This is a genomic window from Azospirillum sp. HJ39 (assembly GCF_041507355.1).
Lineage (GTDB): Bacteria > Pseudomonadota > Alphaproteobacteria > Azospirillales > Azospirillaceae > Azospirillum > Azospirillum thiophilum.
Window position 1 is genome coordinate 124,528 of record NZ_CP167910.1, and the last position, 14,279, is coordinate 138,806.

Annotated in this window: 14 protein-coding genes; all 14 read right to left on the reverse strand. The window is 67.9% G+C overall.

Annotated features, from left to right (window positions below):
* Positions 1-34: 34 nt before the first annotated feature.
* Positions 35-868 carry a universal stress protein gene (locus ABMY26_RS11195; protein ID WP_372396348.1) on the reverse strand — a complete coding sequence of 278 codons (834 nt, stop codon included), beginning with the start codon at positions 866-868 and terminating at the stop codon, positions 35-37.
* 26 nt (positions 869-894) lie between these two features.
* A complete protein-coding gene (locus tag ABMY26_RS11200) occupies positions 895-1,593 on the reverse strand; it encodes a TerC family protein (protein ID WP_372396349.1) in 699 nt (232 codons plus the stop codon).
* A gap of 69 nt (positions 1,594-1,662) precedes the next feature.
* Complete coding sequence (locus ABMY26_RS11205; RefSeq protein ID WP_372396350.1) at positions 1,663-3,156, reverse strand: tripartite tricarboxylate transporter permease; 1,494 nt, start codon at positions 3,154-3,156, stop codon at positions 1,663-1,665.
* 27 nt (positions 3,157-3,183) lie between these two features.
* Positions 3,184-3,666: a tripartite tricarboxylate transporter TctB family protein gene (locus ABMY26_RS11210; protein ID WP_372396352.1), complete on the reverse strand. Its 483-nt coding sequence runs from the start codon at positions 3,664-3,666 to the stop codon at positions 3,184-3,186.
* Between the two features lie 72 nt (positions 3,667-3,738).
* The gene (locus ABMY26_RS11215; RefSeq protein ID WP_372396354.1) at positions 3,739-4,716 is read right to left on the reverse strand and encodes a tripartite tricarboxylate transporter substrate binding protein; all 978 of its coding nucleotides are present in this window, start codon (positions 4,714-4,716) and stop codon (positions 3,739-3,741) included.
* A gap of 52 nt (positions 4,717-4,768) precedes the next feature.
* Positions 4,769-5,755, reverse strand: coding sequence for a Bug family tripartite tricarboxylate transporter substrate binding protein (locus ABMY26_RS11220; RefSeq protein WP_372396355.1), 987 nt, complete (start codon positions 5,753-5,755; stop codon positions 4,769-4,771).
* 309 nt (positions 5,756-6,064) lie between these two features.
* The gene (locus ABMY26_RS11225) at positions 6,065-7,132 is read right to left on the reverse strand and encodes a TrkA family potassium uptake protein (protein WP_372396356.1); all 1,068 of its coding nucleotides are present in this window, start codon (positions 7,130-7,132) and stop codon (positions 6,065-6,067) included.
* A 103-nt stretch (positions 7,133-7,235) separates the two neighbouring features.
* Positions 7,236-7,802 carry a response regulator transcription factor gene (locus ABMY26_RS11230; RefSeq protein WP_372396357.1) on the reverse strand — a complete coding sequence of 189 codons (567 nt, stop codon included), beginning with the start codon at positions 7,800-7,802 and terminating at the stop codon, positions 7,236-7,238.
* On the reverse strand, positions 7,789-9,066 hold the full coding sequence (locus ABMY26_RS11235; RefSeq protein ID WP_372396358.1) for an ATP-binding protein: 1,278 nt from the start codon (positions 9,064-9,066) through the stop codon (positions 7,789-7,791). The genes ABMY26_RS11230 and ABMY26_RS11235 overlap by 14 nt, the downstream gene beginning before the upstream one ends.
* A gap of 74 nt (positions 9,067-9,140) precedes the next feature.
* On the reverse strand, positions 9,141-9,953 hold the full coding sequence (locus ABMY26_RS11240; RefSeq protein WP_372396359.1) for an SURF1 family protein: 813 nt from the start codon (positions 9,951-9,953) through the stop codon (positions 9,141-9,143).
* Positions 9,950-10,372 carry a cytochrome o ubiquinol oxidase subunit IV gene (gene cyoD / locus ABMY26_RS11245; RefSeq protein WP_372396361.1) on the reverse strand — a complete coding sequence of 141 codons (423 nt, stop codon included), beginning with the start codon at positions 10,370-10,372 and terminating at the stop codon, positions 9,950-9,952. Before cyoD ends, ABMY26_RS11240 begins: the two co-directional genes overlap by 4 nt.
* On the reverse strand, positions 10,369-11,028 hold the full coding sequence (cyoC, locus tag ABMY26_RS11250) for a cytochrome o ubiquinol oxidase subunit III (RefSeq protein ID WP_372396363.1): 660 nt from the start codon (positions 11,026-11,028) through the stop codon (positions 10,369-10,371). Before cyoC ends, cyoD begins: the two co-directional genes overlap by 4 nt.
* 4 nt (positions 11,029-11,032) lie before the next feature.
* Positions 11,033-13,030, reverse strand: a complete 1,998-nt coding sequence (gene cyoB, locus ABMY26_RS11255) for a cytochrome o ubiquinol oxidase subunit I (protein ID WP_372396364.1) — start codon at positions 13,028-13,030, stop codon at positions 11,033-11,035.
* 14 nt (positions 13,031-13,044) lie between these two features.
* Positions 13,045-14,193: a ubiquinol oxidase subunit II gene (cyoA, locus tag ABMY26_RS11260; protein WP_372396365.1), complete on the reverse strand. Its 1,149-nt coding sequence runs from the start codon at positions 14,191-14,193 to the stop codon at positions 13,045-13,047.
* Positions 14,194-14,279 lie beyond the last annotated feature (86 nt).

The window sequence follows — 14,279 nt, forward strand, 5'->3', positions numbered from 1 at the left end:
GGGCTGCCCCTCCGGTCTGGACCTGTCCGACGCCTCAATGGGCCATCAGGATCGGCAGGGTAGGCGGTTCGCGCAGGATGTCGAGCGTCACGCCGCCCCAGACCCGTTCGCGGACGCGGCTGTGGCCGTAGCCGCCCATCACCAGCAGGTCGCAGCCGACATCCTGGGCGCTTTCCAGCAGCGCCCGACCGACTCCCCGGCCGGAAAGGGCGATGCCCTGGACGGTCGCGGCGATTCCGTGCAGGGCGAGATAGCCGGTCAGGCGCTCCGGATCGGCCGAGCGGCAGTCCTGCGGCGTGTCGGTGGACAGCACCACCACCTTTTCCGCCCGGTGCAGGAAGGGGATGGCCGCGGCGACCGCGCGGGCCGCCGCCGCGCCGCCGTCCCAGGCGACGGCGACAGAGCCGCCCAGGGTCGAGGGCTCCGCCCGCGGCGCCAGCAGCAGCGGCCGGCCGGAGCCGAACAGCGCCGCCTCGATCACCGGACCCATGGCGTTGGTGCCGTCTGACGCCTGGGCGATCACGGTGACGTCGGCCAGACGGGCCTCCTCCGCCACCGTCTCGGCCAGCGGGCCGGTCGCCTGCTGCCAGGTGGCGGAGACGCTGCCGCCGTGCCGGCTGCCGAACTCGTCGAACAGGCGGTGGGCGGCGTCGACGACCTCGGCCTGCTCCGCCTGCCCGATGCGCATCAGCTGGTCCACCAGCGCCTTGGGGATGGCGGCGCTCTCGATGGAGGTGCGGATCTCGACCTGCGGCATGACGCTGAGACCCTCCAGCCGGGCGCCGAACCGTTCGGCGACCAGGAAGGCGGCGGCGATGGCGCGGCGGTCCAGCGGACGGCCGGTGAGGGGGACGAGAACCTTCTTCATGGCGTGTTCTCCCTGCGGGGGTCCGGTCACAGAATCCAGGCGGTGTGGCGAAGCACCTCCCGGCTGCCGCGCCAGATCATGTCGATGGCGACGTAGGTGATGATCAGCAGGCCGACCCAACCGATCCAGCGGTGCTTGTGCAGCAGATGCGCGATCATGTTGGCCGCCGCCCCCATCAGCACCACCGACAGGATCAGGCCGATGACCAGGATGGTCGGGTGGTCCTTGGCCGCGCCGGCCACCGCCAGCACATTGTCGAGCGACATCGACACGTCGGCCACGACGATCTGCCAGATGGCGGCCCCGACCGTGGCGCCGCCGGCCGCCGCTGCCGCGGCGGTGCCCATGGCGGCACCGGAAACGCCGCCTCCCGGGCCGCCTGCCGGGGAGATGTCCGGGGCGTCCATCGCCTCGTCGGGGGCGATCTCGTCGGTGCCGTGGGAGCGCAGCTCGCGGAACATCTTCCAGCACACCCACAGCAGCAGCACGCCGCCGGCCAGTGTCAGCCCGATGATGGCGAGCAGCTGTGCGGTGATCAGGGCGAAGAAGATGCGCAGACCGATGGCGGCGGCGATGCCCCAGAAGATGACCTTGCGGCGCTGGGCCAGCGGCACCGCGGCGGCGGCCATGCCGACGACGATGGCGTTGTCGCCGGCCAGCACCAGATCGATCGCGACGACCTGCCCCAGCGCGACGAGCTGGGGCCAGAGATCGAGGGAGTCCATGAACCGGGATCCTTATAGATTGCGGGCCAGAATACGGGCCGGAATGCAGGCTGTGGAGCGCGGGGCCGGTCAGGCCGCCGCGGCGCGGCTGCGGCGGCGCATCAGCAGCGGGCCGACCACCAGCAGGACGGCGATGGCGAGCAGCGCCGCCGAGATCGGATGGGTGACGAACACCGTGGGGTCGCCCTGGCTGATGGCGAGCGCCCGGCGGAACTGCTGTTCGGCCAGCGGCCCCAGGATCAGCCCGACGACGCAGGGCGCCACCGGCACGTTCAGCACCCGCATGCCGAAGCCGACCAGCCCGATCACCCACAGGATGACCAGATCGATCACGTTGTTGTTCAGCGTGTAGGCACCGAGCGTCGAGAACACCAGGATGCCGGCATAGAGCCACGGCCGCGGGATCAGCAGCAGCTTCACCCACATGCCCACCAGCGGCAGGTTCAGCAGCAGCAGCAGGACGTTGCCGATATAGAGGCTGGCGATCATGCCCCAGACCAGTTCCGGGTTGCTGTCGAACAGCGTCGGGCCGGGCTGCAGGCCGTATTGCTGGAAGGCGGCCAGCATGATCGCCGCGGTGGCCGAGGTTGGCAGGCCGAGCGACAGCAGCGGCGCCAGCACCCCGGCGGCGGATGCGTTGTTGGCGGCCTCCGGCCCGGCCACCGCCTCGATGGCGCCATGGCCGAACTCCTCAGGCTTCTTCGCGAGGCGCTTTTCGACCAGATAGGAGAGGAAGGTCGGGATCTCGCTGCCGCCGGCCGGCAGGGCGCCGATGGGGAAGCCCAGCAACGTGCCGCGCAGCCAGGGCTTCCACGAGCGCGACCAGTCCTCCCGGCTCATCCATTTGGAGCCCTTGAGCGCGAAGATCTCCTCGGTCTCGAAGCGGTAGCGCGAGGCGACGTAGAGCGTCTCGCCGACTGCGAACAGGCCGACCGCGACGACCACGGTGTCGATGCCGTCCAGCAGTTCCGGCACGCCGAAGGCGAGGCGGGCCTGCCCGGTCTGCATGTCGATGCCGACCAGCCCCAGCGCCAGCCCGAAGAACAGGCTGCCCAGGCCGCGCGCCAGCGAATTGCCCAGCACCGCGGTGACGGTGGTCAGCGCCAGCACCATCAGCGCGAAATATTCGGCCGGGCCGAACAGCAGCGCCATCTTCACCATCAGCGGCGCGACGAAGGTCAGCGCTGCGGTGGCGATGGTGCCGGCGACGAAGGAGCCGATGGCGGCGGTTGCCAGCGCCTGGGCGCCGCGGCCCTGGCGGGCCATGGCGTGGCCGTCGATGGCGGTGACGATGCTGCCGGACTCGCCCGGCGCATTCAGCAGGATCGAGGTGGTCGAGCCGCCATACATGGCGCCGTAATAGATGCCGGCGAACATGATGAAGGCGGAGGTCGGCTCCAGATGGTAGGTGACCGGCAGCAGCAGCGCGACGGTGAGTGCCGGGCCGATGCCGGGCAGGACGCCGACCGCCGTGCCCACGGTGACGCCGATGGCCGACCACAGGAGATTGTACGGCGTCAGCGCCACGAGGAAGCCGTGGCCGAGCGCGGCGAGGGTGTCCATGGATGCGTTTCCTTCCCGAAAGGACGCTTATTCGGCCGGCATGAGCCACTCGCCGACGCTGCCGATCGGCAGATTGAGGTCGAGGCCGTAGTTGAAGACGACGAAGGTGCCGCCGGCGAGCAGCAGCCCGAGCGCGGCGTTCGGCAGGTAGCGCCGGCTGCCGAAGGCGCGCGCCACCGCGACGAACAGCAGGGCGGCGGACGGGATCCAGCCGAGGATCTCGATCAGCAGGAACTGGGCGGCCAGCCCGGCGGCGACGAGCGCCACCGCCCGCAGGTCCAGCTCCAGCCCGGTTTCATGCGCGATGTGGCCGGCGAAGGCCTCGCGCAGCAGCGACAGGCCGATCAGCACCAGCCCGGCCGAGATCAGGTAGGGGAAGAGGGCGGGGCCGACGACGCTGCGGCCGACGGACGGGGTCAGCATGGTTTCGATGGCGATCAGCGCGCCGAGGGCGGACAGGCCGCCGCCGAGCAAGGCTTCGCCGATCCGCAGGCTGCGGGCAGTGGTCATCCGTTCCTCCCGGTTTCTCAATTGGCCGGCGGCGGGCGTCGGGCCTGGTCGCCTGCGCCCGCCCGCGCGGCTTTACTTGGTCAGGCCGATCTCGTGCAGCGTCCCTTCGATGCGGGCGCGCTCCTCCTTCAGGAAGGCGGCGAACCGGTCGGCCGGCTGGTACTGGTCGATCCAGCCGCGCTGCTTCAGGATGTCCTGCCATTCCGGGCTGGCGACCGTCTTGGCCACCGCCTCCTGAAGCTCCTTCATCTCGGCCGGCTTGGCGCCGGTCTGGGCGAAGACGCCGCGCCAGTTGACGAACTCCAGGTCGACGCCCTGCTCCTTCAGCGTCGGGGTGTCGGTGCCGGCCAGGCGCTGCGGCGCCGAGACGGCGATGGCGCGCAGCTTGCCGGCCTGGAACTGCGGCGCGAACTCGTTGTAGCCGCCCATGCCAAGCGTCACATGGCCGCCGAGCGCCGAGGCCAGCAGCTCGCCGCCGCCGGCGGTGGCGACATAGTTGACCTTGGCCGGATCGACGCCGACCGTCTTGGCGATCAGTCCGGCGAGGATCTGGTCGCTGCCGCCGGCCGACCCGCCGCCCCAGGACACCGAGCCGGGATCGGCCTTGAACTTCTGCAGCAGGTCGGCGAAGGACTTGATGGGCGAGTCCGCCGGAACCACGATGGCGGTGTATTCGCCGGTCAGCCGGGCCAGCGGCGCCACCTGGTCCAGCGTCACCGCCGACTTGTTCATGACGATGGCGCCCAGCATGATCTGGCCGCCGACCAGGATGGCCGGGGTGCGCTTCTTGGCGGTGACGAACTGCGCCAGCCCGATGGTGCCGCCGGCGCCGGGGATGTTGGCGACCTGGATGCCGGTGGCCAGCTTCTGGTTCTGCAAGACCTGCTGGAGGGTGCGGGCATGCTGGTCCCAGCCGCCGCCGGGGCTGGCGGGGGCGATGATCTCCAGCCCCTTCAGCTCGGCCAGCGACGGGGTGGCGGTGAGGGCGACGGCGGCCAGCGCCGCAGCGGTGAAGAGGCCCTTGAAGAGGCGGGAATGACGGGAGCCCATGCGAATCCTCCTGGTGGTGTTTTTTCGTGGAAACACGCGTGACTAGATGCCGTTACTTCACGAGGCCGAGGTCGGTGAGGACGCCGCCGATCCGGGTGCGTTCCTCCTTCAGGAAGGTGGCGAAGCGGTCGGACGGCAGATGGAGGTCGATCCAGCCGCGTTCCTTGGCGATCTGCTTCCATTCGTCGGTCCGGACCATGGCACCGACGGCCTCGTCCATCGCCTTCAGCTCCTCCGGCTTCAGGGTGCCGGGCGCCATCACGGCCCGCCAGTTCACCAGCTCGACGTCGACGCCCTGCTCCTTGAAGGTCGGGATGTCGATGCCGGGGACGCGCTGCGGCGCCGAGATGGCGAGCGCCCGCAGCTTTCCGGCCTGGAGCTGCGAGGCCATCTCGTTGTAGCCGCCGGTGGCGACGGTGATGTGCCCGCCCAGGATCGACGCCATCATCTCGCCGCCGGCCCCGGCGGCGATGTAGTTCATCTTGCCGACGTCGCCGCCGACCGCCTTGACGATCAGGCCGTAGAGGATGTGGTCGGGGCTGCCGACGGCGAAACCGCCCCAGGACACCGAGCCGGGATCGGCCTTGAACTTGGCGATCAGGTCGTCAAGCGTCTTCAGCGGCGAATCCGCGGCGACGACGATGGGCTGGTATTCGCCGGTCAGGCGGGCCAGCGGCGTCACCTGGTCGAGCGTCACCGGCGACTTGTTGATCAGGATCGCGCCGATCATGCCGAGGCCGCTGATCATCATGCCGGGGTTGCGCTTCTTCGCCGTGACGAACTGGCTGAGCCCGATGGTGCCGCCGGCGCCGGGGATGTTGACCACCTGGACGCCGGAGGCCAGCTTGTGGTTCTGCAGCACCTGCTGCATCGCGCGGGCATGCTGGTCGTAGCCGCCGCCGGCATTGGCCGGGGCGATGATCTCAACGGATTTGAGTTCGGCCGGCTTGCTTTGGGCCGAAGCCGGGGTGGAGAAGGCCGCCGTGGCGAACAGCATCGCCGCGGCGAGCGCGCCCCTGGCGGGAATGGCGAAAGTCATGAGGATCCCTCCCGTCTGGATTTATCGTTGGCCGGCTTTGTCGCCGGGCAGGCGGGCGGAAAATCCGAGAGCAGGATGGAGCCGCCGGCTCCCGCCCCGTGCGCGGCGCCATGGAAGGCGGGGCGGAAGGCGGGTTCATGCTCTTCCGCCGCCGGCTTTGCAGCGGGGGTGTCCGCCATGACGTTTCTCCCGAGATTATGGTTCGTTCTGACGATTGTTTATCAAACGAAGCTGTCATGAACCTGTCAGGCGTCGAGGGGGTACGCGAAATATCCGTGGTGCCGGCAACCGGCCGGCAGGGGGAGGGCGTCAGCTTGCGGGGGGCGGCTGGCTGATGATCAGCAGCAGGTCGTTCGGCTGGATGACGTAGCGGTCGCGCTCGGTGAAGGCGATGTCGCGGCCGTGGGTGTGGACCTGCACGACGATGCCGGCGGGCACCTCCGCCATGGTCCGGCCGATCTCGCCGGGTTCCGCCCGGCGCTCGGTCAGCACCATCCGCCCGCCGGCCGACATCAGGTCGCACAGGAAGGGGGTCGCGTAGCGCGTCTCCACCGCGTCGGCCATCAGATAGCCGCCGATCTTGGGTGGCGACACCACGAGGTCGGCGCCGCTGAGATTGGCGAGCTTGATGTTCTCCTCCTGCTTGATGCTGGCGACGATCTTGGCGGCGGTTGACAGGTGGCGCACGGTCAGTACCACCAGGATGGTGGTGTCGTCGCGCCCGGTGCTGACGATCACCGCCTTCGCCTGTCCGACGCAGGCCTTGACCAGCGTCTCCTCGCTGGTGGCGTCGCCCAGCAGGCCGATGAGGCCGGCTTCGGCGGCCAGATGCACGCGGTCCTCGGACTCGTCGATGACGACGATGCGATCGCCGGGATGGCCCTTGGCGAGGGTTTCCTGTGCGGCGATGAAGCCGCTGTGGCCGAAGCCGCACAGCACGATGTGCCTGTTCAGCTGCTTCTGAATCCGGCTCAATCGGAAATCCTCCACGATCCGTTGCACGACGAGTTCGTAGGCGGTGCCAAGAAAGATGAACCAGATGAAGATGCGGATCGGCGTAACCGCGAAGGCGTCGATCAGCCGGGCGGTGTGGCTGACCGGAACGATGTCGCCATAGCCGACGGTGGTCACCGTGATCATGGCGAAATAGAGGATGTCGGGGAAACTGACGGCGCCGTCGATCTGGTCCTTCAGCCCGTCGCGGTCGAACCAGAACACCGCGACGACCAGCATGAGCAGGACGGCGACGATCGCGACGCGGACGAACAGGGTCTTTTCCGCCGACAGGCCGGAGCGCACATGGAGCAGCCGCCCCTTGCGCAAGGAGGGCTTCGTCCGACGCCTGTCCCGGATATGCGGCTCCGCCGGTTTGCGCATCGACCATCCGTCCGTTCGGGCTCCCCCGCGAGCACCGACCATCTGAACGCGGGACGGCATTGGTCGGATTTGCGGCGCGGTGGGAAAAAAGGACGGCCTCCCGTCAGGGAACCCGCTTCTTCTCCAGCTTGCGCGCCAGGGTGCGCCGGTGCATCCCGAGGCGGCGCGCGGTCTCGGAGATGTTGAAGTTGGTTTCCACCAGGGTTTCGTGGATACGTTCCCACTCCAGGTTCTTCAGCGAGGTGGTGCGGGCGGACGGGGCGATGGAGGGGTCGCCTTCGGTGCGGTCGAAGGCCGCCTCGATGTCGTCGGTGTTCGAGGGCTTGGCCAGATAGTGGCAGGCGCCGAGCTTGATCGCCTCCACCGCGGTGGCGATGCTGGCGAAGCCGGTCAGCACGACGATGCGCATCTCCTCGTCGGCGTCGTGCAATTCCTTCACGCATTCCAGGCCGGAGCCGGTGGCGAGCTTCAGGTCGACCACGGCATAATCGGGGTCGACCGTCTGCAGCAGCTCGCGCATCTCCTCCAGCCCGGCGCAGCCGTGGACCGCATAGCCGCGGCGTTCGAAGGACCGCCGCAGCGCCCGGGCGAAGGCCGCGTCATCCTCGACGATCAGCAGGGTGCGGACGCCTTCCTCTGATTCAGGCGTCTCAAGCTCAGTCGTCTCCATCGGAGCCTCCGGGCGACAGGGCGGACAGCGGTAGGGTCAGCGTCACGGTGGCGCCGCCGCCGGCGCGGTTCCTGGCCGAGACTGTACCGCCCAGCTTGCGCAGCACGTTGACCACCAGGAACAGGCCGAGCCCGCTGCCCGGCCGCCTTTTGGTCGAGCGGTAGGGCTTGCCCAGCTCCTCCAGGATTGCGGGATCGAAGCCGGGGCCGGAATCGTTGACCGCCACCACCAGATTGTCGCCCTGGCGCAGCGCCGCGACGCCGACCCAGCCCGGCGACGCCTCCAGCGCGTTGTCCAGCACGTTGAACAGCACCTGCTTCAGGGCGAGGTCGGCAATCATCCGCTCCTGGGGGCCGACGGTGTTGTCGTAGTCGAAGCGGGCCGGCGAGCGGGCGGATTTCCAGTCGTCCACCAGCCCGTCGAGGAAGCCCTTCACCGTGGTGCGCACCGTGCCCTCGCCGCGCGCCTCGCCGGACGACATCAGGATGCCCGACACGATGGCCTTGCAGCGGTCGATCTGGCTCTGCATCTCCGCCATCTCCTCCGACAAATCGGGGTCGGACATCAGCGCGGGGATGCGGCGCCAGTCGTTGAGGATCACCGACAGGGTGGCGAGCGGCGTGCCCAGCTCGTGCGCGGCGCCCGACGCCAGCAGGCCCATGCGGACGATGTGGGCCTCCTCCATCGAGCGCTGGCGCAGCTCGGCCAGATAGGCGTCGCGGGCGCGCAGGTTGCGGTTGATCTGGGTGAGGAAGGGAACCAGCAGGCTCGCGGCCAGGACGAAGCAGATGAACATGCCCTGGATATGCAGGTTGAACAGCTCGCCTTCGTGGGCGGGGGGCAGCGGAAGCGGGCGGTAGGTGCCGGTCAGCCAGGTGAAGCCGGCGGTTGCCACCAGCACCAGCGCCCAGGCCGACCATGCCTCCAGCAGCACGGCCCCCAGCGCCACCTGAAGCAGGTAGAGCGAGATGAAGGGGTTGGACGCGCCGCCGCTGAGATAGAGCTGCAGGGTCAGCGCCCAGACGTCGATCAGCAGCTCCAGGAACAGCTGGGTGTTGGAGACGGTGGAGCTGCGGCGGATCTGGATCAGGCTGGCGAGGTTCAGGGCGACCAGCACCAGGATCACCGCGGCCATCGGCATCAACGGCAGCCGGATGCCCATCTGCAGATGGACGATCAGGATCGTCACGATCTGTCCGACGACGGCGAGCCAACGCAGCTGGACGAGCAGGAACAGGTTTTTGCGGTCGGTGGTGTCGAGCACGAAAGACGTCCTGTTCCTCGCCCGGGTCATCAGTCCACCGACTTATATAGACTGTTACCGGCGGGTGGGGAGTTTTAGGAGCGCCGGCTTTGCGCGCTTCGGCGCCTCGTCTCGCTGCGGACGACGAACAGGACGGCGGCGATCAGCATCAGGTCCAGCGCGAACCAGGTCAGCGCGTAGCCGAGATGGCTGTTGGGGAAGCTGACCACCGTCAGGCCGCCGACGGGAAAGCCGCCGGGGTTGCGGGCGGAATCGGCGTCGATGAAATAGGGGGCGGCCCGTTCCAGGCCGTTGGCGGCGGCAATGGCGGCGACGTCGCGCGAATACCAGCGCCCGGCGGCCGGGTCGTTGGAGCGCAGGAAACCGCCCTTCGGCTCGGTCAGGCGGAGAAGGCCGGTGACGGTCACGTCGCCCTGCGGCTGCCCTGCGGCACGGCTGGCGGGATCGCGCTTCTCGGGAGGGACGAAGCCGCGGTTGACCAGGACGGTGAAGCCGCGGTCGGTGACGAGCGGGGTCAGAACCCAGAATCCGCCGCCGAGATCGCTGACCGCCTGCACCAGCGCCTCGCGGTCGTGGAGGAAGCGGCCGGTGGCGGCCACCCGCCGGTATTCGTCCGAGGCGGCGGAGATGGCTGGCCATTGCTCCGGCCCGGGTACAGGCACCGGGGCGGCGTGGATGCGGGCCTCCACCCTCTCGATCAGGTCGAGCTTCCAGGCGCGGCGTTCGAGCTGCCAGACGCCGAGCGCGGTCAGGCCGGCGATGCCGGCCAGCGCCAGAAGGCCGAAGAGGGCCAGCGCCCAGACCGGGCGGGCCCCCTTCGGCGTGCCGCCCGCGGGAGGTGCGGGCGGCGCTGCGGGTTGCTGGCTCTTGCGGCCGGCGGATGTCACGGCAGCTTGCTCATGTCCGGGGTCATGCCCGGCATCATGTTGTGGTTCAGGTGGTACATGACCCACAGCGAGCCCGCGAACATGATGACGACGACGATCAGGGTGAAGATCATCGCCAGCATCGACCAGCCGCCTTCGACGCGGCCGTTCATGTGGAGGAAATACACCATGTGGACCAGGATCTGGACCACGGCGAGCGCCAGGATGATGACCGTGGTGGTCACGTTGTCCAGCGTGCCGGTCATGACCAGCCAGAACGGAATGACCGTCAGGATCACCGACAGGACGAAACCGATCATGTAGCTGCCGAAGGTGCCGTGGGCGCCCGCGGGGTGGCCGTGGTCGTCATGCCCGTGGCCGTCATGACCATGACCTTGGCCCTGATGGGCGTGATGATCGCTGTGCGCGTGGGTGCTCATCGCAGCATTCCCATCAGATAGACGTAGGTGAAGACACCGATCCAGATGACGTCCAGGAAGTGCCAGAACATGCTGAGGCACATCAGGCGCCGGCGGTTCGCCGGGATCAGGCCGCGGCGGGAGACCTGCACCATCAGCGTCACCAGCCACACGCTGCCGAAGGTGACGTGCAGCCCGTGGGTGCCGACCAGGGTGAAGAAGGCCGACAGGAAGGCGCTGCGGCCGGGGCCGGCCCCCTGGTGGATCAGGTGGGCGAATTCGTACAGCTCGATCCCGAGGAAGCAGAGGCCGAACAGCAGCGTGATCGCCAGCCAGGCCTGGGTCTGGCCGGTCCGGCCCTTCTCCATCGCCAGCATGGCGAAGCCGTAGGTGATGGAGGAGAGCAGCAGCATCGAGGTGTTCAACGCCACCAGCGGCAGGTCGAACAGCTCCTTGGGCGTGGGACCGGCGGCATAGCTGGTGCCCAGCACCCCGTAGGTGGCGAACAGGACCGCGAAGATGAGGCAATCGCTCATCAGGTAGATCCAGAAGCCCAGCGCGGTGCTGGCGGCCTCGTGGGCGTGCTCGTCCCTGACATAGAAGACGGGAGGGGTGGCGTCGCGCGGGGCATCGTGCCCCGCGTGGCTGCCATGCATGGCATCAACGGTCGTCGTCATGGCGTTACACCTGTCCGGAGAGCAGACGGGTCCGCTCGTTCTCGGTCGCCACGACCTCCTCCACCGGAATGTGGAAGTCGCGGTTGTAGTTGAAGGTATGGCCGATGGCGACCACCAGCAGGGCGATGAAGCTCACCGCGGCCAGCCACCAGATGTGCCAGACCATGGCGAAGCCGAGCGCCACGCTGATCCCGGCCAGGATGACGCCGGTCCCGGTGTTGCTGGGCATGTGGATCGGGCGGAAGCCGTCGAGCGGACGGGCGTAGCCCCGCTTCTTCATGTCCCACCACGCGTCGTTGTCGTGGATCATGGGGGTGAAGGCGAAGTTGTAGTCCGGCGGCGGCGAGGAGGTCGCCCATTCCAGGGTGCGGCCGTCCCACGGGTCGCCGGAGACGTCGACCAGCTGCTTGCGCTTCAGGATGCTGACGGCGATCTGGATCAGGAAGGCCCCGATGCCGAGCGCGATCAGGAAGGCGCCGAAGGCGGCGATCTGGAACCAGATCTGCAGCGACGGGTCGTCGAACACGCGCAGGCGGCGGGTGACGCCCATCAGGCCCAGGACATAGAGCGGCACGAAGGCGAAGTAGAAGCCGATCACCCAGAACCAGAAGGACAGCTTGCCCCAGAACGGGTCGAGGCGGAAGCCGAAGGCCTTCGGCCACCAGTAGTAGATGCCGGCGAACAGGCCGAACAGCACGCCGCCGATGATGACGTTGTGGAAGTGGGCGATCAGGAACAGGCTGTTGTGCAGCACGAAGTCGGCCGGCGGCACCGCCAGCAGCACGCCGGTCATGCCGCCGAGCACGAAGGTCAGCATGAAGGCGATGGTCCACATCATCGGCAGCTCGAACCGGATGCGGCCACGGTACATGGTGAACAGCCAGTTGAAGATCTTCGCACCCGTCGGGATCGAGATGATCATCGTCGTGATGCCGAAGAAGGAGTTCACGCTGGCGCCCGACCCCATGGTGAAGAAGTGGTGCAGCCACACCAGGTAGGACAGGATGGTGATGACGACGGTCGCATAGACCATCGAGGTGTAGCCGAACAGCCTCTTGCCGGTGAAGGTGGAGGTCACTTCCGAGAAGATGCCGAAGCAGGGCAGGATCAGGATGTAGACTTCCGGATGGCCCCAGATCCAGATCAGGTTCACGTACATCATGGGGTTGCCGCCCATGTCGTTCGTGAAGAAGTGGGTGCCGGCATAGCGGTCGAGCGACAGCAGCACCAACACCGCGGTCAGGATCGGGAAGGAGGCGACGATCAGCACGTTGGTGCAGAGCGAGGTCCAGGTGAAGACCGGCATCTTCATCATGGTCATGCCGGGCGCGCGCATCTTGATGATCGTGCAGATCAGGTTGATGCCCGACAGCGTCGTTCCGACGCCCGCCACCTGCAGGGCCCAGATGTAATAATCGACGCCGACGTCCGGGCTGGCCTCCAACCCCGACAGCGGCGGATAGGCCAGCCAGCCGGTGCGGGCGAACTCGCCGACGAACAGCGAGGTCATGATCAGCACGGCGCCGCCGACGGTCATCCAGAAGCTGAAATTGTTCAGGAACGGGAAGGACACGTCGCGTGCGCCGATCTGCAGCGGCACGACATAGTTCATCAGACCCGTCACGAAGGGCATCGCGACGAAGAAGATCATGATCACGCCGTGGGCGGTGAAGACCTGATCGTAATGGTGGGAATTGAGGTAGCCCTCGCTGCCGTTGAAGGCGATGGCCTGCTGGGCGCGCATCATGATGGCGTCGGCGAAGCCGCGCAGCAGCATGATGAGGCCCAGCACCATGTACATGATGCCGATGCGCTTGTGGTCGACGGTGGTGAACCACTCGTTCCACAGGTAGCCCCACAGCTTGAAGTAGCTGAGGGCCGCGACCAGCGCGATGCCGCCGAGCACGACCGCGCAGAAGGTCGCGACGAGGATGGGCTCGTGGTAGGGGAAGGACTCCAGGCTGAGGCGCCCGAAGAGGAAGGTCGTCAGTGTCTCAAGCATGCCGGTGTGCCCGATCAGGGATTGGCCAGCCGCTGCGGCCCGGCCGGGAACCCGGTGGCGGACGCGCTGGTCGGCGTGACGTTGGGGCGCTGCACGGCGCCCGCGTTGGTGGCGCCCGCGACGGACGCAGCCGTGCCGGCGGCGGCCGCTTCGACCACCTCGGCGACGGTGCAGAGGCCGGTCTGGCCGGCGTCGGGGAAGCCGGCCAGCGTGTTGGCCCGCAGCACGCCGTTGGCGGCGGCCATGCCGCCGGCGCTCAGGCCGCCCGCACGGTCGATGGCGGCCATGTCGCTCATGCACATGGTGCCGGGACGAACGCACATGTTGACGACGGCCTGGAACAGCTTGGGATCGACGGCGCCGAAATGCTGGACCGGCACGTTCTCGCTCGGCTTTTCCAGCGCGAGGTAGCCGCTGCGGTCGAGCGAGCCGCCCGCCGACCTCACCTTGGACACCCAGCCGTCGAAGTCGCCGTCGTTCAGGCCGAGGAAGGCGAAGCGCATGTGCGAGAAGCCGGCGCCGCTGTAGTTGGACGAGAAGCCCTTGAAGGTCCCCGGCTCGTTGATGACGGCGTGAAGCTTCGTCTCCATGCCCGGCATGGCGTAGATCATGCCCGCCAGCGCCGGAACATAGAAGGAGTTCATCACCGTCGAGGCGGTGATGCTGAAGCGGATCGGCCGGTCGACCGGGGCCGCCATCTCGTTCACCGAGGCAATGCCGTATTCCGGATAGACGAACAGCCACTTCCAGTCGAGCGCCACCACCTGCACGTCCAGCGGCTTGGTGCCGGCCGGGATCGGCTTGCCGGCCGCGATGCGGTCGAGCGGACGGTAGGGGTCGAGCTTGTGGGTGGTCACCCAGGTGATGGCACCCAGGCAGATGATGATCAGCAGCGGGGCTGCCCAGATCACCAGTTCGAGCTGCGTCGAATGGTCCCAGTCCGGTTCGTAGCGGGCCGTGCTATTCGACTGACGGTAACGCCAGGCGAACAGCACGGTTAGCGCCATGACCGGGACGATGATCAGGAGCATCAGCAGGGTGGAGATGACCACGAGGTCACCCTGCTGGCTTGCAACGTCGCCGGACGGGTTCAGCACGACCAGGTTGCAGCCACTCAACGCTGCCATCAGTGGCAGCAGGGCGATTGCGCGATAACGGCTCAAGGCAGGACCTGTATCGAAGGTTTGCTTTGGGGAGACAGCTAGCGACAATGCCCTAGCTGCGACATTGGACAATTTGTCCAATGCGC